The organism is Blautia luti (assembly GCF_033096465.1).
GTDB lineage: Bacteria > Bacillota > Clostridia > Lachnospirales > Lachnospiraceae > Blautia_A > Blautia_A luti.
Window position 1 is genome coordinate 2,715,505 of sequence record NZ_AP028156.1, and the last position, 25,254, is coordinate 2,740,758.

Below are 25,254 nucleotides of genomic sequence, written 5' to 3' on the forward strand. Positions count from 1 at the left end.
AATTACAAAGTCTTATGGCAGGTACGTGCAATTACATCAAGCTGCTGTTTCTTTGTTAAGGAGATAAATTTCACAGCATAACCGGAAACACGGATAGTAAAGTTCTGATATTCCTCTTTTTCCGGATGTTCCATTGCATCAATCAGCTTTTCTGTACCGAATACATTTACATTCAGATGATGGGCATCCTGTGTAAAATATCCGTCAAGAATCTGAACCAGGTTATTCTTGCGTTCCTCTGTTTCATGTCCAAGTGCATCCGGATTAATGGTCTGGGTATTGGAAATTCCATCCAGTGCCCAATGATACGGAATCTTTGCAACAGAGTTCAGGGAAGCCAGAAGTCCGTTCTGCTCTGCGCCATAAGATGGTGACGCACCTGGGGCAAATGAGGTGTATGCTTTACGGCCATCCGGTGTGGCACCTGTAGCTTCACCATAAACTACGTTAGAAGTAATTGTCAGGATAGAAGTACTTGGCTTGGAATCACGGTAAGTATGACGGCGGCGGATCTTATCAAAGAAAGTACGCAGCAGCCAGGTTGCGATCTCGTCTGCACGAGGATCATCGTTACCATAGCGCGGGAAGTCACCCTCGATTTCAAAATCTTTTGTAATACCTTCTTCATCACGGATGATCTTCACTTTCGCATACTTAATTGCACTAAGTGAATCAACAACATGTGAAAATCCAGCAATTCCAGTTGCAAAGGAGCGCTCACAATCATTATTGATCAGAGCCATCTCTGCAGCCTCATAGTAATATTTGTCATGCATGTAGTGGATCAGGTTCAGCACATTTACATAGATGTCTGCCAGCCAGTCCATCCACCAGTCAAACTTCTCGATTACCTCGTCATAATCTGCATATTCAGAAGTAATGCGCTGCATGGCAGGTCCGCACTGGATCCTGTGTTTCTCATCAAAACCACCGTTAAATGCATAGAGCAGAGTCTTGGCAAGGTTTGCACGTGCACCGAACAGCTGGATTTCTTTTCCTGTTTTTGTTGCGGAAACACAGCAGCAGATAGAGTAATCATCTCCCCACTCCGGCTTCATAACTTCATCATTCTCATACTGGATAGAGCTGGTGTCGATGGAAATCTTGGCTGCATATTTCTTGAATGCAGTCGGAAGATTTGGACTGTAAAGTACAGTCAGATTCGGCTCCGGGCTTGGTCCCATGTTTTCCAGGGTATGAAGGAAACGATAGTCAGTCTTTGTAACCATGTGTCTGCCATCCAGACTTGTACCGCCTACTTCCAGAGTAACCCAGGTAGGGTCTCCAGAGAATAACTGATTGTATTCCGGAATACGGGCAAATTTTACCAGACGGAATTTCATAGTCATATGATCGATCAGCTCCTGCGCCTCAGACTCGGTAAGAGTACCATTCTGCAGGTCACGTTGAATATAAATGTCAAGAAATGTAGAAATACGTCCAACACTCATTGCTGCACCATTCTGAGTCTTAACAGCAGCCAAATATCCAAAATACAGCCACTGAACTGCCTCTTTTGCATTTCTTGCCGGCTTGGAGATATCATATCCATAAGCCTTTGCCATTTCTTTCATTCCGTTAAGAGCTTTCAGCTGCTGGCTGATTTCCTCACGCATGCGGATTACATCATCATACATGTTTCCGCAGCCAGCCCGGTAATGAGCCACTTTTTTCGCCTCAATAAGGCGGTCGATTCCATAAAGGGCAACACGACGGTAGTCACCAACAATACGTCCACGGCCATAAGTATCCGGCAAACCTGTAACAACATGTGTTTTTCTGGCAAGACGCATCTCAGGAGTATAGGCACCAAAAACAGCATCATTGTGAGTAGTTACATAGGTTGTAAAGATCTTCTTCAGTTCCGGATTGATCTCATATCCGTAAGTCTCTGCTGCCTGAACTGCCATACGGATACCGCCATAAGGCATAAATGCACGTTTCAATGGTTTATCTGTCTGCAGACCTACGATCTGCTCCAGTTCCTTCATGTCCTCACTGATGTAACCGGCACCATATGCGGTAAGACCAGAAACGACTTCTGTCTCACATTCCAGAACGCCACCTTTTTCACGTTCTTCCTTCTGAAGCTTCTGAACATGGTTCCATAACTTCTGTGTTCGGTCTGTAGGATCAGTCAGGAATGCTTCGTCTCCATCATATGGAGTGTAGTTTTTCTGGATAAAATCGCGGACATTGATCTCTTCCTGCCAGATTTCACCGCGAAATCCATCCCATGCTCCGTTGCTGTCAAATTTTCCAGGAGTTGTCATAGGCATTGTTTGGATCCTCCTTATTTAATGAACTTAACTTCCGGATAAATAGCCTGCTTAGCGGCTTCTTTTCTCTCATTGAAGATAACCTTGTTTTCTTCAAACAGGTTGCGGCCCTGTGCATCGATAGATACGATCAGTGGACCAAATTCTTTTACCTTGTTGCACCATAAGGTCTCAGGCATTCCAAGCTCATCCCAGTGATGTTCTACGATCTTCTCAACCTCTGTTGCAGCTACTACTGCACAGCCAGCCGGGAATACACAGTGGATCGCACCAAATTCTTTGCATGCACGCTCTGTATTCGGTCCCATTCCGCCTTTTCCAACGATTACTCTTACACCTGTAAGCTTAGTAAATTCATACTCAAATTTCTCCATACGCATGGAGGTTGTCGGTCCAACGGAAACCATTTCATAGTCATCTTCTGTTCCCTCAATTTTACGAACGATTGGGCCAGCGTGGAAAATTGCTTTGTCCTTGATATCATATGGAAGTTCTCTTCCATACTCAACCAGACGGCGATGTGCCACATCACGGCAAGTCATCAGCTCTCCGTCCAGCCATACAATATCACCGATTTTGATGTCAGCCAGGTCTTCTTCACTGATTGGTGTAATAAGAACTTTTTTATCTCCTCTGATTTCGATCATGTTTTTTCCCTCCGATTATGCGTTGAATTTCCATGTGGAATGTGTATCACAGATTACTGTAAGGTCAGAATTTACGGTCAGGTGACCACGGCGGTGTGACCAGCAGCCTACATTTACTGCTACACCGATTGTAGACGGATGACGGGCTGTATTCTCGATATTAACGCCCATTACAGAATATTTTCCGCCCATTCCCTGCGGTCCAAGGCCGATTGCATTGATTCCGTCTTCCAGAAGCTTCTCCATTTTTGCTGCATTTGCATTGTCATTGTGAGAACCGATCGGACGCATAAGTGCTTTCTTGGAGTTGAGGGCTGCTGTCTCTACAGATGTTCCTACACCTACACCCACAAGAAGCGGAGGACAAGCATTCAGTCCGTAAGTTGTCATCTGATCAAGAACAAAATCGGTAACGCCTTCATATCCTGCACCTGGCATAAGTACCATTGCTTTTCCCGGAAGAGTACATCCGCCTCCTGCCATGTATGCGTAAATCTCACATTTATCACTGTTTGGAACGATGTCCCACCATACAGTCGGAGTTCCTTTTCCAACGTTTTTCTTGGTGTTGTACTCGTCAAAAGTTTCTACAGAGTTATGTCTTAATGGTGCTGCAAAAGTAGCCTGTACAACAGCTTCTTTCAAAAGGGCTTCCAGCTCGTTGATGTACGGGAAATTAGTTCCGCATTTCAGCCAGAACTGAAGAACTCCTGTGTCCTGGCAGCTTGGGCGGTTCAGCTCTACAGCCAGCCCCTGGTTCTTAGTCATTGTCTCATAAAGTACTTTTGGAAGTGCTGCGCTTTCCTGAGAACCAAGCTCTTCCAGTTTTGTTACTACGTCGTCCGGTAATTTTTTTCCAATATGGGCAACAAAATCTGCTACCATGTCTGTTAATACTTTAACTCCATTTTCCTTAGTCATGATTTACCTCCTGATCATTCAATGGTTTAGGGTTGTTTGGCTTTTAATTTTGGGTTATTTATCTAAAGCAGCATGTTTTCTGCTTTATTTCTATTAATACATTTACATTAAACGGAAAATCTTCCGTCTCATATGTTTTATCCTCTCACGGATAGAACGGGAACAAAACAGGCAAAAGGATCATACAGATCACGAAGGATACCAGAATCAACGGTAAACCTGATTTCACGTAATCCTTGAATTTATATCCTCCAAGTCCTACTACCATAGTGTTTGCAGGCATTCCAATCGGTGTTGCATATGCACAGGAGCCTGCGATAACAGTGGCGATAACAACAGCTCTCGGATCCGCACCAAGGTTGTTTGCCAGAGAAACTGCAATTGGGATCATCAGTGCGGTTGTGGCCGTGTTTGACATGAAGTTTGTCAGTGCACAGGTTACAATGAATATTACCAGAAGAAGCACGATCGGGTTCGGGTCTGCACCCAGAAGGCCTACGATCTTATCTGCTATCAGTTCACCGGCACCTGTTGTATCCAGGGCTTTGGCAAGTGTAAGAGATCCTCCAAAAAGGAATACTACTTTCAGATCAATGGAAGCCAGTGCTTCTTTTTCTGAAAGAACTCCAAACAGCACCAGAATGATTGCTCCGACACATGCAGAAATCTCAATACTGACTCCGATCTGTTTCTCAAAAATCATTGCAAGAATCACAAGTATCAGAACTACCAGTGAAACAGTCTGTTTCCATTTCGGTACATCACTGAAATCTTTCTGTTTTTCAACAGTTGCCCCTGTATCCCCTTTTCCATTGGGCAGAAATCTGTATCCGATGAAAACGAAGTAGATAATTCCCATAAGAAGCATTGGGATTCCCACTGGCGCATACATGAAGAAGCTTGTGGAAAGTCCCATTTCCTGAAGTGCGTTTACACCCATCAGATTTCCGGGTGCGCCAATGATGGAAAGGTTTCCGCCAAGTGCTGCTGCAAATACCAGAGGCATCAGAAGGCGGCTTCTTGAATAGCCGGATTCATCGGCGATTCCACAGACTACCGGGATCAGCACTGCTGCTGTACCTGTGTTGGATAAAAATCCGGACATCACACCTACAATTACCATGATCGCAATGATCAATGTTCTTTCTGTTCTGGCAAATCTGGTAACCAGACCTCCGATTTTATTTGCCATTCCTGTTTCAAATAGTGCCTGACCTACTACAAACATGCCGACACAAAGGATTACGTTACTGTTTACATACTGTGAAAACGTTGTAGATACATCCACTACTCCGGTGAGTGTCAATCCGATTGCACAGATCGAAGCTGTAAGCCCAAGTGGTATCTTTTCGAGGATGAAACTAATGATCGTAAACACAAGAAATAACAGTGTGATTGTTTGTTGAGACATTTTATTGATCTCCTTTCACTTTTTTCTGTGATTTCATTTTTTATTTTGCTCTTTGCTTTTGTCTTACTTATCCGTCTTTTTTTTATTAATCTCTCTTGAAAGGTACCGGCCGTGCACGTTTCCTTTGATGAGTTTATTATAAATCATGCACGTATAAAAAAACAAATTAATGGGTTGCATATCCCCATAAAAAAATTTTATAATCTCAATTTTAGCAGGTTTTTTTTATGCAATATTACTACATTAAAGAAAACTTTAGAAATAAATATGGAAATTATGATAGGTATATGGTATTTTTTATTTGAAGATAACTTAAAGCAGTTTCAGAAAATACTATACTTGCTATAGAAATGACATATTTCGACACACTACAACGAATTTAGAGGAAATTACTTATGACACTTAACCAACTCCGTTACTTTTGCACAGCAAGCCGCTGCCACAGTATCACCAAGGCAGCCGAGGAATTATACGTTACTCAGCCCACTGTGTCCGTTGCTATCCGCGACCTGGAAATTGAATTCGGCATCAGCCTTTTCTATAGAAAGGGAAACCGACTGATTCTTACCGAAGAAGGCGAAGAGCTTTATAACAAAGCTACCTACATTCTTCAGTACTGCACCGAGCTTCAGGCAGATTACTCCAGTATGGCGAGAGTAAAACCCCCTCTTCGTATCGGAATTCCGCCTATGCTGAGCACCGTCTTTTTTCCTGAGCTTCTCATCGCATTTCATGACCAATATCCGGAAATCGCTGTTGTTCTGGAGGAATATGGTTCTGTCCGTGCCTGCAATCTGGTACAGGACGACACTCTGGATCTGGCTCTGGTAAATATGGAACAGTATAATATTGATAAGTTTAACAAGGCTCTCCTTGCCAACGACCAGGTTGTTTTTTGTGTAAGTGATGACCACCGACTGGCAGCCAAAGAAGTGGTTACCACAAAAGAAATGTCTAAAGAATCTTTGATCTTTTTCAATGCCGATTCCGTACAGAATCAACTGCTGAAAACACGCTTCGAAATGGACGGTTACATTCCGGATATCGTCATGCGCAGCAGCCAGATTTATACCATTTTGCAGTTAGTAAAGACCTGTAAATATGGTAGCTTTCTCTATTCCAGCATGACCGACAGATTTGCCTCTTCTGGCATAAAAGGAATTCCCCTCAGTCCACCCATCCGCATAAAGATCGGAATGATATGGAAAAAAGGGAAATACATCAGTGATAATATGCAGAAATTCCTGAACTTCACCAAGATGTACTACCGGGAACATCCGCTGATTCAGAAGTTCTGATTTGTACGCCACTAAGCTGAAAAAAGCAACTTACTACAAGTACATTGTAAAGGCTTACAAGATGGTGGATGGAAAGAAAGTAGTAACTGTGACATCTGATGGTGTAATCAAAGCTATGAGAAAAGGAAACTGTAAGATATGGGTATATGCACAGAATGGTGTATATAAAGTGATTACAGTTACAGTAAAATAATTTTTATGTGCGCATCAGTTTTACGGCTGATGCGCATATTTTTATGACCACATGAGGTCATGCATATTGGAATCAGACTCCACGAAATACCGATATGTTCAAACACACTCCAAAAGATAGTCAAATGAATAGTTTGATATCAGAAATCCATTGCAGATTGTCCAGAGATACCATAACGATTGAGCTCCGAAAAATATATATAAAAATTTTATATATGTATTGACATTGTGGTAGCATCGAAGTATAGTATATGTAAAATTTATATATATAAATATTTTACATATATACCAGGAGGTGATTCCATGTATTTTCCGGTATCAGCATTATTGATTGAATATATGATACTGTCAGTGGTAGAAAGCAGGGATTCTTATGGCTATGAGATCAGTCAGACAGTGAAGAAGGCTGCTGACATTAAAGAATCTACGCTCTATCCCATATTGAAGAAGTTACAAATTGCAGGATATCTGACTACCTATTCGCAGGAGTATCAGGGAAGAAAGAGAAAATACTATTCCCTTACAGAAGAAGGCAAGGCACAGATTGCATATCTGAACAATGAATGGCAAATCTACAAAGACACTGTAGATGGAATTATTGAAGGGAGGATAAGAGGTTGAGCAAAGAGGAATATTTAAACCAGCTGCATAAATATCTGCGGAAGCTTCCGAGACAGGACTATGAAGATGCAATGGAATATTTTACCGAGTATTTTCAGGAGACAGATGAGGAAGGAGCAGAAGAACTGATGAAAGAACTTGGTACGCCGAAGGAGGCTGCCAGAGAACTGATGGCGAATCTTCTGAATAAGAAAATAGAAGCTCATCAGAATTATGAAACAGATGGACAGACCAGAGCAGAACAGAAAGGTTCCGGAAAACATGTGGTATGGATAGCGCTATTGGTATTATTTGCTGCACCGGTAGGAGCTCCGCTTCTGGCAGCATTTGCTGCAGTCGTTCTTGCATTAGTTGTGTGTGTATTTGCAATTTTGTTATGTGTAGTTTTATGTCTGATGCTTATTGGCGGGAAAATCCTTATCCGCGGTATACTGGCAGTTCCGTTTTCTATGAGCGGTTTTGCAATGCTTACAGGAAGTGGGCTGTTGGCTGTTGGCGCTGGCATCCTTGGTGTACTGTTGTGCGTATATCTATGTAAATGGAGCAGCATGCTGATTGCGAAGCTGGTACGCCGGATCACAGGCAGAAAGAGAGAGAGGTTAGAACGATGAAAAGATGGGCAAAGGTATGGCTTGCAGCAGGAGTCGGATGCTGTGTATGTGGTGCAGCTTTGACGGGCATCGGTGTTGCGAGCGGTGGAAGTAAATATGTGAAATCAGCAGATTTAAACAAAATGGATGGAGCTGCAAAAAAAAGCGATAATGAGATGGTTCTTGAGAAAACAAAGCTTGATGATTTCGACTCAGCAGACATCTCCATGACAGATATGAATTTGCAAGTAGTCAGTTCAGATGATCAGTACTGTTATATTTCTTATCGGGCATCCGATCAGAAAAAGGATCCGATCAGTTATCAGGTAAAGGATGGTAAATTAAGGATTCAGGAAAATAACAATGATGGGAAGACTTATTATCATGTTGATATCGGATTTTTGTCGGGTCTTTTGGGTGAAGGAACACTTACTACAGATGAAAATGTGGTAACAATTTACGTGCCGGAAGGTCAGAAATGGAAGCTTGCAGATATTAAATCGGATATGGGCAATATATTGCTGAATGGATGCGAAATCGAAAATGGAGCCGTTCAGACGGATTCAGGAGATGTATTTTTTAAAAATTGCGATTTCAATAATCTGAAAGTGAAAACGGATATGGGTGATCTTTGTTTTATTGGTAAAGAAGACGTGATGCGCACATGGAACATACAGGTGAATACTGATATGGGAGATATCAATGTAGATGATGCGCTGACCGGTAAGATGGTGGAAGACCAGGAGGACTGTGATATTTCTTACACACAAAAAGGAACGGGCGGAAATCTGGTGATCCAGACTGACAGTGGAAATATAAGGCTGAAATGCAGATAACGTTACTGTTTACTTCAGTTATGATACAGGGAATTCTTGGTGCATTCTGCGTCAGAGTGCCGGTATCTTACATTATGAGTATCCAGCCGAATATCTCTCTGTTCCATATCGGGCTGGCAACACCGATGTCCTCTATATTACAGTTGATTCTCTGTGTTGGATTTATGCTCTGGTTAAGAAAAAAAGGAATGCTGAATGATTTTTCAAACACGCTCTAATACGCTCATTCTTTTTGACTGAAAAATTCTATCTAATCATAAAATATAAATAAACATATCAGGGTCAGAAGTTTCCAAAATCTCATCGTATAAACACGAATAATCTAAGAATCTTCTGACCCTGATATTTATTTGCGTTCTACAATATGATAGTAAGAACGCGCCGTCATAAGATAAATCAACCCATACACAACAGCAAAAATCAGAACTGTTCCCGCCGTACATCCAATAAACAGCTTCGTATTTGTCATTCCAAAGAGCAGGAGCATTCTTCGGATCATTGGAAATGCCATGGTAATATGAAGCATTGCCATTAACAGCGGGAGGAAAAATACCATCAGAATCTGTCTGCGGACAGAACTTCTGACCTCCCGGCGGCTTAATCCAACCTTCTGCATGATCTCAAATCGTTTCTGATCTTCATATCCTTCAGAAATCTGTTTATAATAAATAATCATAGCTGTTCCCATAAGGAAAAGAGAACCGAGAAAGATTCCGATAAACAAAAGAGAACCATTATCCGCATAATAGGACTCATATTCCTGCTGGCGGATTCCGGAAGTTATCCATGAGTTTTCTGACAAGCCTCCGTTTTTCTTCAAGTCTTTAACAACCTCCATTACCGGGGTTCCAAAATCAATCTTATCTGTCTCCGAACCGGTAATATCCAGACCAAGATGAAGTGTCAGATCCTCTCCCGCAGGAGCAGAAGAAACGCCTTTATACATTTCTGTACGCATCTCGTCAAATTTCTTAAAATCTTCATCTGTAACAACCAGCACTGCATTATCACTGACTGCATCTTCGCCACAGGTCAGGGGATTCTTATCCAGCCATTTTTTCACTGTAAATTCTGTCTCATCAACAGTAACTGAATCTTTCTGCACAGCTGAAGGATACCATGCAAAAATTTCACCATCCTTAAGATTTGCAGAAATTCCTGTAAGTCTTTCATATTCTGCCTGATTCAAAAGAGAAAGTACCAGTACCGAATCAGAATTTCGAATAGTATTTGCTGGTTTTATCAGAATCTGATCACCGTTTTTGCTGCATACGATATCCAGATAGATTTCCTCCACAGACTTTTCTACCGGAACTTTATTATCCGCAATAGCTTTTTCAAAAGCCTCTATTGCGGTCTGACATTCATCTTCGCTTATGCTGGTAACAGACATATCAACATCATACGGATAGCGATTCAGCATAATATCATTCATTCCGAAATAAATGGAAACTGTCATGGAAATCATAAGCAGAACACCTGTACTTAGTATACAGATACTTGCCAGACCGATTGCGTTCTGCTTCATTCGATAAAGCATTCCCGATATGCTGATAAAATTTCCAGTCCTGTAATAAAAACTCTTTCTGAGTCGGAGAAACTTCAGAATCACAATACTTCCTGCGGTAAAAAGCAGATAAGTCCCTGCCATAACAAGAATAACAGCAAGAAGAAATATCGTAATTGCCTTAATTGGAGATTCAGTCGTAACCGCAAGGTAATAACCTGCGCCAAGGCAAATAAAACCAATCAATGCCATAAGCCATTTTGCTGCCGGCTCTTTTTCTCCGGTATTATTACCGCGAAGTAATTCTACCGGACGGCTTAAATGAATTTTCGCAAGATTCAGAAACAGAATCATCAAAAATATGATGCCAAACATGAACAGACAGGTAAAAATCCCCTTTACTGAAATATAAAATCCAAGCACTGAAGGGATATGAAGCAGCTTTAACAACAAAAGAAGTGCCAGCTTACTTCCAATAATTCCGACTGCAATACCGCCGGCAAGTGAACCTATTGAGGTAATGATCGTTTCAAGAAACATTACGATTCCAATGTGATTTCTTTCCAGTCCAAGAATATTATAAAGACCTATCTCTTTCTGCCTTCTCTTCATTAGAAAACTATTACTGTAGATCAGAAAAATAATACAGAAGATCTCTACGACTATCTCTCCTGTAAACACGATCATACGCACTTCATCCGCCTGACGCACTGCCTGATCCAGTGTCGGGCAGTCACGCAGAAATTCCATCATATAAATCATTGCAATACAGAAAATACAGGTGATTATGTATGGAATATATGTGCTTTTGTTGTTTCGGATATTCTGTTTTGCAAGTCTGGAAAAAATTCCCTTATGCATGCTGCTCACCACCTGTCGTAAGTATCGTAAGCGTATCCGCGATCATCTGATACATTTCCTGACGTGATTTACTGCCTTTGTATATCTGATGAAAAACTTCTCCGTCTTTGATGAAAAGAACTCTGGACGCATGGCTGGCTGCCTGTGCACTGTGTGTGACCATGAGGATTGTCTGTCCCTCTGCATTGATTTCACCAAATACGGAAAGAAGTGCTGATGCCGCCTTTGAATCAAGTGCGCCCGTCGGTTCATCCGCAAGAATCAGTTTGGGATTCGTGATCAACGCCCTTGCAACAGCAGCACGTTGTTTCTGACCACCGGAAACTTCATATGGAAATTTATCCAGAAGCTCTGTGATCTTAAGAACCTGCGCAATCGGGCGGATTTTCTGTTCCATCTCACGATAATCTTCTCCTGTAAGAACAAGTGGAAGATAAATATTATCTCTCAGGCTGAAGGTATCCAGCAGATTAAAATCCTGAAAAACAAATCCAAGATTTTTCCTTCGGAATGCTGATATTTCTTTTTCTGTAAGGTATACGATATTTTTTCCTTCCAGAAGAACCTCTCCGGATGTCGGACGATCCAGAGACGCAAGAATATTCAGCAAGGTTGTCTTACCGGAACCAGATTCCCCCATAATCGCGACAAACTCACCTTCCTCTACAGAAAATGTAACATTTGAAAGCGCCTGTACCTTGTTTCCCCCGAAACGTGTACTGTATATTTTTTTGATATTTGTAACTTCAAGCAAAGCCATAAATGGGGCTCCTTTCTTTTAATTGATACCGTAAGTATAAGGATTTTTTACGGCTTCTGCCATCGAAACAGGTTACATTATATGAAAAAACCTTACATTTCTGTAAGGTTTCGTGTCACTTAAATATTAGCAGGTTTCCTCTAAAACGTGTAAAAAAACTCTAGAGCGTGTCTGAAAAAGGCTTTCTGCAAGATGTGCGTCACAATTTGTGGGATATTTTGCCCGGATGAGGGCGCCGTAGTGGGCTACGGCAACTGAATTCGGGTGAAATATCCCGCAAAGTGGGGCGTGCAGATTGCGGGAATGATTTTTCAGACACGCTCTAATACATATTCAAATCTTCAACTGAAAATTCAAGAAATACTTTCGTTCCTTTTCCTTCCGTAGAAGTTATATAAAGACGATGTCCCAGTTTGCGCATAATCTTGTTGCTGAGATACAGTCCGATACCTGTTGCGCGGTTATCATCCCGTCCGTTTACTCCGGTGTAGCCTTTTTCGAAAATTCGCGGAATATCTTCTGCACGAATACCAATTCCGGTATCTTCAATGACCAGTGTAAGGTTTTCTACTTTATTGCAGTCATCATTTCCTATCGAAATGCTTACATCATCTGTGTCCAGAGATAATTTTTTCTCCAGATAAATTCTGATTCCTCCGGTCCGGGTATATTTCAGGGCATTGGATAAAATTTGTCCGATCACAAATCCCAGCCATTTTTCATCCGTCAGAACATCCTGCGAAATACTTTCATAAGTAAGTGTGAGTTTCTTTGAGACAAAAATTCCTGCATATTTATGAATCTGATCACGTATGATCCGGTCAAGAGAACAACGGGAAAGTTTGAGATCCGAAGACATATCCTCTGTCCTTAGATAACCAAGAACCATCTCCACATACTGCTCAATTTTAAAAAGTTCCGAAAGTTTCTCTTTATTTTCCTCAGGACTCTCCTGAAGCAAAAGTCGCAGTGCAAAAATCGGCGTTTTGATCTGATGTGCCCACATCGTATAATAATCTTTCATGTCTTCAGATGCCTTCTGGCTGGCATTCTCCACATCGATACGCATCTGATTTAACTGCTGCATAATTTCCTGTTGGAATCTTTCATACTGACCGACAGGAGAATCCATCTGTGAAAGATTGATATCCGGTGCAGCTGCAATCAATTCCAACTGTTCTACCTTTTTCCTGTATCTGTAAAATCCGTTCAGACACGCACAAATACCAGTTATTAACCAGAAAACAGTAACATACACCATCGGTTCAATCGGCAGCTGATAAAGAAAAAAAATTATTTCTGCAAGCATTACAGGAAACAATTGCAGAATGATATAGAATTTAATTTTGCTTATATAATCCAGAAAAAGTTTCATAAAAAATCCTTTTATTTATACTGTCGTCTTATACCATATATCCAAGGCCTTTTTTGGTAATGATAAATTCTTTCAGTCCTTCTTTTTCCAGTTTCCTGCGCAGGCGGGTAATATTCACAGTCAGCGTATTATCATCAATAAAGCTGTCACTCTCCCATAGTTTCGTCATAATCGCATCTCTGGAAACAACCTTTCCGGCATGCTCCATCAATATTTCCAGAATGCGAAGCTCATTTTTCGTAAGATCAATATCGTTTCCATTCCACGTCAGTGTACAGCGGGAAGGACTCAGAACAACCCCTTTATATTCCAGAACATTTCCCGGAGTTCCAAAGGAATATGTGCGGCGCAGAATCGCCTGAATTTTGGCAGTCAGTACATCCATATCAAATGGTTTTGCAATAAAATCATCTGCGCCACGACTCATTGCCATAACCATATTCATATTATCTGCCGCCGAAGAAATAAAGATAACCGGAACCTGAGAAATTCTGCGTATTTCTTCACACCAGTGAAAGCCATTATAAAAAGGCAGCTTCAGATCCAGCAGGACGAGCTGGGGATCTCTGCGTACAAATTCCTGTATAATATTGGAAAAATCCTCCGCACAGGATACATCATATCCCCAGGACGAAAGATTCTTTTTCAGTACTTCTGAGATGATCTCATCATCCTCTACGATAAAAATACGATACATAGTTATCCCTTCCCTCTGTTCCACCCACTGCTTATTGCTCTCCGCAAATGCAGCAGGTGACTAGATTCATTTAAAAAGCACTCATGAATCTCTATCTGATAAAATGTGTGAATGCATGTTCTTCCTTTTCCGGAAGTCCAAACTGCTTTTTACCAAGTTCGATACTCTTCATCAGAAAAGTCATATTTCTGGCGAGTACACGCATGGTCTGCTTTCCTTCTTCATCCCTGTCAGCTTCTCCCAGTTCGCGTCCATGTATGCAATTCCAGTACTGGCTAGCCGCAATCGGCATGTTTGATATGGTAAAATACTTGTTCAGCTCATCAAAAGTCGCTGAACAGCCTCCACGTCTTGCACAGACCACGCTTGCGCCCACTTTCATTGTTTTATCAAAAGATGTGCTGAAAAACAGTCTGTCAAGGGTGGCAATCAGTGTAGCATTCGCTGAAGCAAAATATACCGGACTGGCAACCACAATTCCATCTGCTTCTTCAAATTTCGGTGCCAGTTCATTCACCACATCATCAAAAACACATTTGCCAAGTTCCACACAACGTCTACAGGCAATGCATCCTCTTACATCTTTATTGCCTACCTGTACAATTTCCGCTTCTACACCTTCTACTTCGAATACTTTTTTCATTTCTTCTAATGCAATAAATGTATTTCCTTTTGTTCTCGGGCTGCCGTTGAGCATTAATACTTTCATTATGTACCTTCCTCTTTTCGTTATTTTTTTGCTCATTCAAAAACTCCTTATTATTCTGGATTTCATAAAAAATGTTTTTCTTATCTATTTCCATCTCTAGAATCAGAATTTATAACTGTTCTCTCACTAACATTAAAGCATATCCCAGAAGATTGTTGCCTTTCCATTTGCTTCGCTCAAACCTGTTTGGATCACCCATGGATAAACCTATTCCCCAGATTTGATCTCTTACTGCGCATTCAGCTAACACAGCATCCCCTGTATCAACAAGTTGTCGTTTTAATTCTGCATTTTGACTGAATTTCGCTTTTAATCCCTCATAAACAATAATCTGCCTTACACCATTCCAGACATTTTCATCATAGGCATGTACTTTACGACCTAATTTCTTAATCTCTGCAACATTATCTGTATGAAGTATGTTATCAGCTATTTCTTCATCATGAAAGCGATATGCCTTCTGATACATCATAAACTGCTCCATTGACGAAAAATCTATTCCGTTGACTGTGAAATGACTAAGATACCAGTTACTTAAATAGCCATTTTCTTCATCTGGGTTATGGAAACATATAACGTTCATTACATTTCACCTGCTTTCTTTTTATAAAATCATTTAATTTAGATAAACTACTGTTCTAATTTTCCCTACGGATTTGCACTACTCACTGGTTTTTCCAGTTGCACAGTGTGTGCCTTTAAAGGCTTCATATTATGAGGTCTTTTTCTTTTTTCCAAAATAGAAATAGCTTTTCACATATCCGCCCTTTACCCGTTACTGAAAACTTATAAAAAGTTATAAACTTCTATGTTTCATTCCTACTTCAACGAGTATGCTTTTGATGATATAAATATCTATCTACTCACAAGTTCTTGTACTCTCCATAGGCGTAAATTCCGGACTAACGTATCCGTACATATTTGCATTAACGTTTCAATGTTAGCTTGCAAATTTTTCTCCATAAGTCTTGAGATTTATAGATGCCTGGAAATCTCTGTCAATCATATTCCCACACTCACATCTATAAAATCTGTCAGATAACTTCAAATCTTTTTTGATATTCCCACAACAGCTGCAAAGCTTTGATGATGGATAAAACCGATCAGCCACAATAAGCTGAATCCCTTTATCACTGCACTTATATTCAAGCTGTTTTCTAAACCAAAAAAATCTCTGTTCCTGGACTGCTTTGGATAAATGTCTGTTTTTCATCATTCCGCTGACATTCAGATCTTCAATACATATAAATCTTGGTTTTCGATTTATGATCTCAGATATGGTCTGATTCAAATAGTTTTTACGGATATTTGTTAATCTGTGATCTCGTTTTAATAAAAGTTTTTCCTTTTTGATTACATTATTTGTTTTACAGTAACTTTCTCCTTTTTTATTTTTCTCGTAAGAACGAGAGATACTACGCTGTAATCTGCGTTTCTGTTTTTCTAATTTCTTTATTTTCTGACTCTTATTGATGTTCTTATACTTAGTTCCATCAGAGCAGACAGCCAGTTCTTTGATTCCCAAGTCTATACCGACTCCGTCATCATTAAGTATTTCCCTACAGTCAGGAAATTCTACACATACACTGATCCACCAGTTCAATCCGTCAAAGGATATTCGCGGATTCATATATTTAGCATTTGTCGGAATTCGTCCATGTTCTGCAAGTCTTACCCAATTCATTTTTTGTTTATTGGCTTTCCTGCTGGAGGAAAAGCCCTCAAATTTAACGTGGGTATTACTAAATCGTATCTTAACGTTGTCCTGATAGAACTTCGGCATTGACCTCTTTTTTGACTTGAATCTCGGGAATTTCTGCAAACCCCTGAAAAAGTTCTTATAAGCAGTACAGGCATCTTTGATCGCCTGTTTTGTTACATTATTTGAAATATTCAATAACCATGCATATTCATCAGAATGTCTAAGCTTTGTAAATTCTTTTCTGAGTTCTGCATCTGAAATGAATTTTCCGCCTTTTTCATAGTTTTCTATTTCCCTGGCCAAAGCCCAGTTATAGGCAAATCTTGAAGCACCGGCGTACTGAAACAACTTAGTTTTCTGCACGTTATTTGGTATCAACATTACTTTTATGGCTTTTACCATCTGTTTCCTCCTGTATCAATTCCCGGATAAGTTTCTTAGCTTTGTTTGCTCGTTTTCCTTGTAATTTGCAACTGAATACAGTAATTATCTGAACCAGATCTTCAACAAGTTCCTGCTGTTCGGACTTTTCAGTATTATCAATAATCTCAATCTCACAATTATAAAGTGAAGCGATATATTCTATCAACTCAAAACCAAATCGCGGTAACCGATCTTTATACAAAATAACAACCTTTTCAACCTGATTTTGAGATATTAGCCTAATCAATTCCTGGAGCCCTTTTTTCTTATAATTAATTCCGGAACCGATATCACTTATTATCTCAAACGGCTGTCCTTTTGCCAGAAGATATGTTTTAACATTATCAATCTGTCGTTCCAGATCATCTTTTTGTTTATGACTGGAAACACGACAATATCCAATTGTAATGCGGTTTTTAGGCTTTACATTTATTACCTGGTTGAGTTGCTCATCAGAATAATATCTATAGCCACTTACTGTAGTATGATGCGGATGAAGTTTTCCATTGGCATCCCAATTTCGTAATGTCTGGGCAGATACGCCTATAATTTTTGAAAATTCATGTATAGAATAATATTTACTCAAAGTATCAACTCCTTTCAATAATATTCTACTCTAATATCTTATAAAACTCAACATATACTTATATGATTTTATAATTTATATTTAACTGTTAATTTTCTCCTGATAGAGCAACTGATCATGCAATGTTTATAGTAAAATGCTATCTCCTTCTTCTGATAATCTTTACAATTCCAAAGATCAGCAACAGAATCACCCCAACAGCCACAATACAGATTCCCACAATCGCTATGGCAAATTTATTCGGATGTTTTACCAGATTTATGATGTTTTTGCTGTTGTCTACAACTTTTCTTTCGTGTGTTGTATTATAATATTCCGGCACATTTGCAATTCCGTCTTTGTCTGTGTCTTCAAAGGATTGCATGTATTCTGCGATTGCAGCCCAGGCTTTCAGTTCTTTTTTTCCATCCATGACTGCATAATCTTCCAGGTTCTCTATGGGATTGCCGTCTTTATCCTTAGGGACGATGGATATCAGTCCATAGGATTTGTCCAGAACAGAACCCAGCATACGGCCTGTGTACAGGTCGGTGACAACATGATACAATTTATCGTCCTGTATTTCTTCCCTTTCCCCGTCCTTGCCTGTCAGATAACAGTCTGTTACTTTATTTAAGATCATGCGGTGGGGATTATAGGTGAAATTCATTCCACTGCAATATAATCTGGCTATTGTCATAAAATCTGAAATTGAGGCATCTACCTCTGCCACTGTTTTCAGTTCTTTTCCCGTTAAATATGCACTGATCAGAGGATAACCTGCAAGTCCGTCCTTTCCTGTTCCCAGCGAGAAGGAATTATATACCTGCTCCACTGTTATATCGCCTTTTGTATAAGTATCTCTTACAGTTCCGGCAGGTACGATTGCAACATCTACTTTTTCTCCGTCAGAGTCTCCTGTATTCTCTACTGCATATACATAAGCATCTGATATGATATCTCCCAGATTTAACTCCTCATGCTTTGTTTCCATCTCACTGAGGCTGTTAAATTCAATGTCATTCTCTGCCAGAATTTCCTCTCTGGTGTAACCAAAATTGGAAAGATAATTGGTGTCAACAGTATCTGACAATTCATCTATTTTCTTCTGTGTGGCTTCATCTGCCTTGATTTCATCCGTAACCGGAACAAGCTCATAGGTATCAGGTTCCCATCGTCCATTCTCTTTCTGAGTCATGGAAAGCGTTCCCAGATTTTTCCCATATTCTCCACAGGATACGATGCAGGTATCTCCCTGCAGGATTGGTTCTGCCAACTGTGTGTGGGTATGTCCGCTGACGATCAGATCAATGTCCGGAACATTCTTTGCAAGGATTTCGTCCTCTGATACTTTTTCGTCCTCCCATGTTCCGCTGTGTGATACACAGGCGATCATGTCTACATCTTCGTTCTTCTTTATTTCCTCTACTGTTTCTCTGGCTGCTTCTGACGGATCTTTGAAAAGAAGCTCGCATGTAGGAGCGCAATCCAGAGAATCCTTGCCGAAAACACCCAGTACTGCAATCTTTACATCGCCTTTTTGAATTACCGTATAGTCTTTTACTCCATATGTCTGAAATGCTTCATAAATCTGTTTCTGCCCTTCACTAAGTCCGGCTTTTTTCATTTCATCCCAGTCCACATTACACACAACCATCCCGGGAAGGTTTTCGCCTGAACTGACTGCGGCGTTTAGCATATCTGCCAGGCCATCAGAGCCGTAATCAAATTCATGATTTCCCAGAGTTGTCACATCACAGCCCAGATATCCAAGCATCCGCAGTTCGGCGGCCTCAGTGTCATATACAGTCTGTATCAGAGTTCCCATGGAGAAGTCTCCGCCATCCAATATGAGTGTATCTGTATTCTCTTTCTCGTGCTCATTGATCAATGTTTTCAGCCGGGCAAACCCGCCGGTCTCCTGCTGTGTCCCGTCTACAATCGTTTGAAAGCTGTTCAAATGGGAATGCAGGTCATGGGTGAACAGGATATCCAGATGTTTTTGCTCCTCTGAGGCGTTTACCTGATATCCTGTCAGCCCTGAAACGCTCAGCATAAATATAAATATGAATGTGAATGCTTTTTTTAATAATTTCATAAAATTCTCCTGTAATATCAAAAATGGTTCCACAGTATCATTTATCTTCCTGCAGGATAATGATACCATGAAACCAATTTATAAAAAACCTAAATTATCTTTCATCTCCCACAAAGAACAATGCCATTGTTCCCGGACCGGAGTGGGCGCCGATGGTGGCTCCTACCTGGTTCATGATGATGGTGTTGATCTGGTATTTCTCTTTTACTTTCTCTGCTACGTAGTTGGCTTCGTCTTCGCAGTCGCCGTGGCTGATGAAGATGGTGTGGCAGGTGTCGTGGTAGCTGCCTATCTTCTCATCCATGAGTTTTACCAGTTCCTGAAGGGATTTCTTACGGCCGCGAACTTTACCAATGGCAGTGAGTTTTCCGTCATTGTCCACATGGAGGACCGGTTTGATGTTCAGCATGCTTCCTACCACTGCAGTAGTTCTGGAAACGCGGCCGCCGCGGTACAGATGATTTAAGTCATTGACTGTGAACAGATGTACTATGTGAAGCTTATTCTCTTCTGCCCATCTGGCTACGGTTTCTATATCTTCGCCCTGCTCTTTCTTCTCCTGTGCAAGATAGACCAGAAATCCCTGACCGAGGGATGCTGCGAGAGAATCTATGACGATGATCTTGCGGTCCGGGTATTCTTCCATCAGTTCCTCTGCTGCGATGCGGCAGCTGTTGTATGTACCGCTTAGTCCGGAAGAGAATGCAATATGAAGAATATCTTTGCCTTCCTTCAGGTATGGTTCCAGCAGTACTCTGGCGTTCTCCGGGTTTACCTGTGCGGTGGTCGGCATGGAGCCGTTTCGCATTGCTTCATAGAATTCATGTTCCGGGAGGAAATTTCCGTGTGTATAGTTCTTTCCGTCCATGGCGTAGCTAAGGTACATACATCCTACACCGTGCTCGGTGAGGTATTTCTCTGGAAGGTCTGAATTGTTGTCTGTGGTGATCACATATTCGTTCATATTGTCTGTCCTCTTTTTTCTGAATTTTCATATAACTATGTATAGTATAGCATCAAATTTTTTCTCTCACAACTATATTTACATTAATTCACAACCATTCTTCTTTCAAACCGTTACATCTGACAAGAAAAAAAGTACAGAACAATCGGAAATGACTGTTCTGTACTTTTGGTTATAAATGTTCTGCCATTACTTTGTCTTAACTGATTTTGCTTTTGACCAGGTAGAATAGTATTTTGTTTTGCCTGATGTTTTGTATGTACGGATCCGTACATAATATTTTTTCTTTTTTCCTAAACGTGAAATCGTTTTGGAAACAGTTTTGGAAGAAGAAATCGTAACGGTTTTGGCATTCGTGACATGCTCTCTCCACTTAAATCTTACAGATTTTGAAGTAGGGGCTTCCTGCTCGATTGCCCTTCAGGGCAAAGCTAAAACAGGCTATCCCCGCGTGTCCCGCGGTTCTTTTTTATCCGGTTACGGATCTTTTCTGTACTATTATGCACATTTTTTATATATTCTTTTTCCTTCTTCCAGAATATTGACCGCCGCATTCACATCCCGGTCCATCCGGTTTCCACATTCGCATAGGTATGTCCGTTCTGATAATGCCAGCTCTTTCTTCTTATGTCCACATACGCTGCATATCTTACTGGATGCAAAATGTCTGTCTACTTTTATCAGATATTTTCCACGTTCTTCCAGCTTATATCCAAGCATGGAAAGGAACTGACCGTATCCGTTATCCTGTATCCCTTTTCCGAAATGCAGGCCTCCGGCTATCCCCTTCAGGTTCAAATCCTCCACACATACCGCGTCATAGTCTTCTGCAAGGCTGTGACTGAGCTTATGCTGGAAGTCCTTCCTCTGGTTCTTTACCTTTTCATGATATAATGCAATCTTTTTCTTCTGTTTCTGATAGTTACGGCTGCCCTTTTCACATCTGGAAAGCTTTCTCTGTTCCCGGGCAAGTTTTTTCTCTGCATTCCGGTAAAACATGGGATATCCGGCTCTTTCACCGGTAGAAAATACACACATCCCATGCATGGCAAAATCGATCCCAAGAAATTTTTCCGCCTGTCTTTTCTCCGCTGTTTGGTTTTCACAGTCGAACAGCAGGCTGCCAAAATATTTTCCGGACGGTTCCCTGCTCACAGTCACTGATTTCAGCTTCCATCCCTCCGGGATCATACGGTGGAGTTTTATTTTTACCGGCTGCATCTTTGGCAGTTTCAGGAACCTGTCCTGCAGACAGATATTCCCATTTACCATATTCGTTGTATAGGATTTCCGCGAATGTTTTTTTGATTTATAATGCGGAAATCCCACTCCCGGTTCCCGGAAAAATTTCCGGAAAGCCCCTTCCAGATTTAACTGTACATTCGCCAGCGCAAGAGAATCTACCTCTTTCAGCCATGGATATTCTTTTTTATATCCGGCCGGCGTATTTTTCAGCATCTTTTTTTCTTCCTGATAATAACGGATCTTATCCGCAAGCATCCGGTTATAGAGAAAACGACTGCAGCCGATTGTCTTCTCTATCTGGGCTATCTGTTCTTTATTTGGATAGATCCTTATTTTTACTGCCCGGTTTATCTTTCTCACCCTGACTCTCTATATACTGATGGATTGTTTCAACAGGTACTATATTTCAAAAATTTCTTTTGTTCTCTCTGACATCTTATCGTCCAGCATCTTTCTGCTATATTTCATAACCAGAATCAAACAAAAACACTGAATGAGAATTATTATCTAAACTCATTATGTACACTCACTTATTGCTTATTTCGACCATCCAATTTTCAAGAGCATATTGTTCTTTTTCTATTATAATATATTTATTGTATCAGAACAAGTGTTTTTGTGATTTTTTATGAATTTGAGCAGACATGCTGTTACTGTTCAAGGGTTAGCTGGACTTGAGAAAACCGATGGTGTAGACTGATAACAGTCAAAGCCATCGGTTTTCTTTATCCAAATATTCTGGACACTCTGTCATATATATTTGCCGGATCTTCAAGGCGCATCAAAACAAGCATGCTCATGCATTGGCAGAGATAATCGATGCTTTCGAAACTTCTGAATGTCACGGCCTGCGCCTGTTTCCGCTTATAATTCCTTAGAAGCCTTTCGGCTTCATTATTCGTGGCAGGTACCCGGATATCATGCAGGAACAACAGATGGTTGTGCATGTATTTCTCCATTCTCAGGAATAAATTGTACCCGTCTTTATAATAATCATTTGCCGGAATGTCTTCATATTCTTTCCGGGCAGTTTCCAGTATCTCACGGTATCGTTTTTCGAATCCGGAGACTATTTCCGGATCTGGCCCGTGTGGCTGCCGGCATCCATTTCGGAAGTGGACCATTTCCTGCACCAGTGCATGCATTTTTTTATTCCAGGTACGGTCTGGTTCATTCTCCATGCTGGCTTTCAGATACCGCAGTACATGGGCAAGGCATTCCTGATGATCTGCTCCATAATTATAAAAGGTAATATCATGGTCATGGACAAGGATCCCCTGATAGTCTTCTGTAACCGTACCCTTTACTCCTTCGTGTCCCTTTTTCTCGCGGGCAAAGTACAGGGCTTTTCCGTCCGGGGTTGCACAGACATATACCTGGCAGCTCTTTCCGTTTTCCCTGGCATTTGTACAATCCGTATGCATAACAGGGGAAAGCAGCATATCTGCATAGGCAGACCTGCGTTCAGGCTCAGTTTTTAAAGCAAACTCCCGGTTTAGTCTGCTTATCATGCCTTTGGAAATATTCAGTTTTCCACCCGTCAGGTCGGACAGAAAAGCTCTGCTCTTATCAATGGATGTACAGCAGTCATTGTTCAGAAGGAACAGAAAAGCCCGTATGCTGCCATCATAATTCACATCATCGATAACTCCATCTGGAAATGCTGCATGTGCACGTTCTCCCGTATGACTGTTATAATAAACATCTGCATGATATTCCATTACATTCAGGACCATACGGATACTTACCATCTGCTTTATGATGGTCCTGGCAGTCTTTTTAAAAGCACAGTCTTCGAGCACTTCTTCAGGTGGAGGAAGGAGGATAACTGGCTGCGTAGGCTCCTGCCTTTTCCGGCAGTGCCCTTTGTGGCCAGGCTGCCCGCCTGGTTTTCTGCCTGTTTTTTCCCTGTTGTTTGTGATCTTTTTACGTCGTACTGCTTTTGAAGAAGGAATAGAAGAGTTTTCATAATCGCGGTTGATCTGTGCCCGTAGTTTCAGATTCTTTCCCTGTTCTTCTTCCAGTCTGGATGCCGCTTCATAAAACTGATGTCTGAAAACGGCTGCTTTATCCAGTGCATCATCTCTTTGCTTTTCTGCATTCAGTGCACGGATCTCCATTTTTCGGAGTTCCTGCGCGGACCTTTTTTGTGCCTTTTCAAACTCTCGGAGCATATCCTCCAGTACCTGAAGCCAGTAATTGCGCACACGGATCGTTTCTTTGTGCGCATCTGCAAGTTCTTTTTTCAGCTTCTCAATCTTATGTTCATAAACGTTGTACTCTTTCTGATGAAGTTCTTCTAACTGGATATATCTTTCGCCAGATTCCAGTTCTTTGTTTCTGCGTTGTGCAGCTTTCAGCCGACACATGAGAGTGATATGATCATAAGTATCAGGCATACGTTTTCCTCCGGTACAGTCCTGCTAAACACTGCTGACGATATCTGTGATCTTTGAGATATGATCCTCGAGATATTCGATCAGCTCTTTCTGTTTCTGGATGAATTCCTCCTGGATCTCGATCTGCCTGAGATAGCCGTCAAGAAGTTCATCACGTTTTTTTAGTTCCTGTATAAAATCAATCTCCATAAAAACAACCTCTCTTTCTTGAAAAAAGTATAGCAGAAATGCAGAAAAAAGCGAATTCCCGGAAATGACCCATTGGGCAATCTGACTGTGGATAAATCTCCATTATAAGATTAAAAATGAGCAGATATAAGGCCTCTGTCTGAAAGAATGGATAAGATTCGGTGTATAACTTTTGTGAAAAAGAACAGCAGAAAAAACTATAAACACAGTTTTTTCTGCTGAAGATAATTATCCACAAAATAGAAAAAATAATTTCGTCACTTTTTACAATGACTTATACACACCTTTGAACAGTAACGACATGCTCGAATGTGCAATTCATCCCATCACCTATAGAGGGGAGGGAATTCTTGCTACGGTTGTTAAACCTTTTCTTTTCATTGTCCTTTTCTCCTGTTATTTTTACTTTTTCATAGATTCCATTATTCTTTCACCAATCACTTCCACGGGATACAGCTCCAGATCCCGGAAAATAATTTCCATCACCCCTTCCTGAAGATTCACTGCATACATATAGGAAAGAATCCCGCACAGATTTTCTTCCAGCCAGCCCAAGACTGTATCCAGTTCATGCTGTTTGTAATTTCCATCTGCCGAATAAACCTGAAACCCCTTTAACTTCCCGGCTTTCGAATATCCTGCCGGTAGGATCCTCTGGTACACCTTTTCCTTATAACAGTAAATCTGTCCCTTTATACAGCTGTCTTTTATTTTCAATACACATCCCGAAAAGCCCCAGTCAGACCATTTCCGCTGTCTGTCAGTATCATAAAATCTGGTCTGATAGAACAGCTGAACTTCTTTTTTACCGCAAAAGTACTGACGTACACTGTCACAGATCAGATTTTCACCATATCCTGCCAGTTCCGGCAAAAGACTGACTGTCTTTCCATCAACATCAGCTGTTGCCTTTGGCATATTTCTTTTAAAAAACACTGCACGACTTCCTTTCCTGCTTATTTGTA

Annotated in this window: 24 protein-coding genes and 2 pseudogenes; 7 read left to right on the plus strand and 19 right to left on the minus strand. The window is 40.9% G+C overall.

Annotation, left to right across the window (positions count from 1 at the left end):
- Positions 1-2 precede the first annotated feature (2 nt).
- The 4 genes from pflB to R8695_RS12560 all read right to left on the minus strand — a co-directional run bounded on the left by pflB (position 3) and on the right by R8695_RS12560 (position 5,258).
- On the minus strand, positions 3-2,279 hold the full coding sequence (pflB, locus tag R8695_RS12545; protein WP_173720396.1) for a formate C-acetyltransferase: 2,277 nt from the start codon (positions 2,277-2,279) through the stop codon (positions 3-5).
- 14 nt (positions 2,280-2,293) lie between these two features.
- Positions 2,294-2,926, minus strand: coding sequence for a L(+)-tartrate dehydratase subunit beta (gene ttdB, locus R8695_RS12550; RefSeq protein ID WP_008707382.1), 633 nt, complete (start codon positions 2,924-2,926; stop codon positions 2,294-2,296).
- 15 nt (positions 2,927-2,941) lie between these two features.
- Positions 2,942-3,847: a L(+)-tartrate dehydratase subunit alpha gene (ttdA, locus tag R8695_RS12555; protein ID WP_154780203.1), complete on the minus strand. Its 906-nt coding sequence runs from the start codon at positions 3,845-3,847 to the stop codon at positions 2,942-2,944.
- 145 nt (positions 3,848-3,992) lie between these two features.
- A complete protein-coding gene (locus R8695_RS12560) occupies positions 3,993-5,258 on the minus strand; it encodes an SLC13 family permease (RefSeq protein WP_154780202.1) in 1,266 nt (421 codons plus the stop codon).
- A gap of 395 nt (positions 5,259-5,653) precedes the next feature.
- Between R8695_RS12560 and R8695_RS12565 the strand changes: the two genes are divergently transcribed.
- The 6 genes from R8695_RS12565 to R8695_RS12590 all read left to right on the plus strand — a co-directional run bounded on the left by R8695_RS12565 (position 5,654) and on the right by R8695_RS12590 (position 9,013).
- Positions 5,654-6,556: a LysR family transcriptional regulator gene (locus R8695_RS12565; RefSeq protein WP_154780201.1), complete on the plus strand. Its 903-nt coding sequence runs from the start codon at positions 5,654-5,656 to the stop codon at positions 6,554-6,556.
- 1 nt (position 6,557) lies between these two features.
- Positions 6,558-6,749: a hypothetical protein gene (locus tag R8695_RS12570; RefSeq protein WP_154780200.1), complete on the plus strand. Its 192-nt coding sequence runs from the start codon at positions 6,558-6,560 to the stop codon at positions 6,747-6,749.
- 302 nt (positions 6,750-7,051) lie between these two features.
- On the plus strand, positions 7,052-7,369 hold the full coding sequence (locus R8695_RS12575; protein ID WP_154780199.1) for a PadR family transcriptional regulator: 318 nt from the start codon (positions 7,052-7,054) through the stop codon (positions 7,367-7,369).
- The gene (locus R8695_RS12580; protein ID WP_154780198.1) at positions 7,366-7,980 is read left to right on the plus strand and encodes a DUF1700 domain-containing protein; all 615 of its coding nucleotides are present in this window, start codon (positions 7,366-7,368) and stop codon (positions 7,978-7,980) included. The genes R8695_RS12575 and R8695_RS12580 overlap by 4 nt, the downstream gene beginning before the upstream one ends.
- Complete coding sequence (locus R8695_RS12585; RefSeq protein ID WP_167515465.1) at positions 7,977-8,795, plus strand: DUF4097 family beta strand repeat-containing protein; 819 nt, start codon at positions 7,977-7,979, stop codon at positions 8,793-8,795. Before R8695_RS12580 ends, R8695_RS12585 begins: the two co-directional genes overlap by 4 nt.
- Positions 8,786-9,013 (plus strand): hypothetical protein, encoded by a 228-nt coding sequence (locus R8695_RS12590; protein ID WP_118409617.1) that lies wholly within the window; start codon positions 8,786-8,788, stop codon positions 9,011-9,013. Before R8695_RS12585 ends, R8695_RS12590 begins: the two co-directional genes overlap by 10 nt.
- Before the next feature lie 128 nt (positions 9,014-9,141).
- Here the strand turns inward: R8695_RS12590 and R8695_RS12595 are convergent, their stop codons facing one another.
- The 3 genes and pseudogenes from R8695_RS12595 to R8695_RS17730 all read right to left on the minus strand — a co-directional run.
- Positions 9,142-11,163 carry an FtsX-like permease family protein gene (locus R8695_RS12595; RefSeq protein WP_154780196.1) on the minus strand — a complete coding sequence of 674 codons (2,022 nt, stop codon included), beginning with the start codon at positions 11,161-11,163 and terminating at the stop codon, positions 9,142-9,144.
- Positions 11,156-11,923, minus strand: a complete 768-nt coding sequence (locus R8695_RS12600; RefSeq protein ID WP_154780195.1) for an ABC transporter ATP-binding protein — start codon at positions 11,921-11,923, stop codon at positions 11,156-11,158. Before R8695_RS12600 ends, R8695_RS12595 begins: the two co-directional genes overlap by 8 nt.
- Before the next feature lie 126 nt (positions 11,924-12,049).
- Positions 12,050-12,178: pseudogene (locus tag R8695_RS17730) on the minus strand (DUF6783 domain-containing protein); the annotation flags it as partial.
- Here R8695_RS17730 and R8695_RS17735 point away from each other — a divergent pair.
- Positions 12,137-12,310 (plus strand): annotated as a pseudogene (locus tag R8695_RS17735) (DUF6783 domain-containing protein). The pseudogenes R8695_RS17730 and R8695_RS17735 sit on opposite strands and share 42 nt — an antisense overlap.
- On the opposite strand, the gene R8695_RS12615 reads toward R8695_RS17735, so the two are convergent.
- From R8695_RS12615 to R8695_RS12670, 12 genes are all read right to left on the minus strand, one after another.
- Positions 12,246-13,097 carry a sensor histidine kinase gene (locus tag R8695_RS12615; protein WP_243139503.1) on the minus strand — a complete coding sequence of 284 codons (852 nt, stop codon included), beginning with the start codon at positions 13,095-13,097 and terminating at the stop codon, positions 12,246-12,248. The pseudogene R8695_RS17735 and the gene R8695_RS12615 sit on opposite strands and share 65 nt — an antisense overlap.
- A 229-nt stretch (positions 13,098-13,326) precedes the next feature.
- Positions 13,327-13,995: a response regulator transcription factor gene (locus tag R8695_RS12620; protein WP_118573895.1), complete on the minus strand. Its 669-nt coding sequence runs from the start codon at positions 13,993-13,995 to the stop codon at positions 13,327-13,329.
- Positions 13,996-14,086: 91 nt separating this feature from the next.
- Positions 14,087-14,704, minus strand: a complete 618-nt coding sequence (locus R8695_RS12625; protein WP_118508268.1) for a flavodoxin family protein — start codon at positions 14,702-14,704, stop codon at positions 14,087-14,089.
- A gap of 109 nt (positions 14,705-14,813) precedes the next feature.
- Positions 14,814-15,287 carry an NADAR family protein gene (locus tag R8695_RS12630; RefSeq protein ID WP_118508267.1) on the minus strand — a complete coding sequence of 158 codons (474 nt, stop codon included), beginning with the start codon at positions 15,285-15,287 and terminating at the stop codon, positions 14,814-14,816.
- 357 nt (positions 15,288-15,644) lie between these two features.
- The gene (locus R8695_RS12635) at positions 15,645-16,808 is read right to left on the minus strand and encodes an RNA-guided endonuclease InsQ/TnpB family protein (protein WP_154780193.1); all 1,164 of its coding nucleotides are present in this window, start codon (positions 16,806-16,808) and stop codon (positions 15,645-15,647) included.
- Complete coding sequence (locus tag R8695_RS12640; protein ID WP_154780192.1) at positions 16,771-17,415, minus strand: IS607 family transposase; 645 nt, start codon at positions 17,413-17,415, stop codon at positions 16,771-16,773. The genes R8695_RS12635 and R8695_RS12640 overlap by 38 nt, the downstream gene beginning before the upstream one ends.
- A 139-nt stretch (positions 17,416-17,554) precedes the next feature.
- The gene (locus R8695_RS12645) at positions 17,555-19,492 is read right to left on the minus strand and encodes a bifunctional metallophosphatase/5'-nucleotidase (RefSeq protein WP_330585104.1); all 1,938 of its coding nucleotides are present in this window, start codon (positions 19,490-19,492) and stop codon (positions 17,555-17,557) included.
- A gap of 94 nt (positions 19,493-19,586) precedes the next feature.
- Positions 19,587-20,456 (minus strand): DegV family protein, encoded by an 870-nt coding sequence (locus R8695_RS12650; protein WP_118512491.1) that lies wholly within the window; start codon positions 20,454-20,456, stop codon positions 19,587-19,589.
- 498 nt (positions 20,457-20,954) lie between these two features.
- On the minus strand, positions 20,955-22,061 hold the full coding sequence (locus R8695_RS12655; RefSeq protein ID WP_154780191.1) for an RNA-guided endonuclease TnpB family protein: 1,107 nt from the start codon (positions 22,059-22,061) through the stop codon (positions 20,955-20,957).
- Between the two features lie 365 nt (positions 22,062-22,426).
- The gene (locus tag R8695_RS12660) at positions 22,427-24,100 is read right to left on the minus strand and encodes an IS66 family transposase (protein ID WP_195979764.1); all 1,674 of its coding nucleotides are present in this window, start codon (positions 24,098-24,100) and stop codon (positions 22,427-22,429) included.
- 24 nt (positions 24,101-24,124) lie between these two features.
- On the minus strand, positions 24,125-24,289 hold the full coding sequence (locus tag R8695_RS12665) for a hypothetical protein (RefSeq protein ID WP_167515506.1): 165 nt from the start codon (positions 24,287-24,289) through the stop codon (positions 24,125-24,127).
- 402 nt (positions 24,290-24,691) lie between these two features.
- Positions 24,692-25,225, minus strand: coding sequence for a hypothetical protein (locus tag R8695_RS12670; RefSeq protein ID WP_154781020.1), 534 nt, complete (start codon positions 25,223-25,225; stop codon positions 24,692-24,694).
- Positions 25,226-25,254 lie beyond the last annotated feature (29 nt).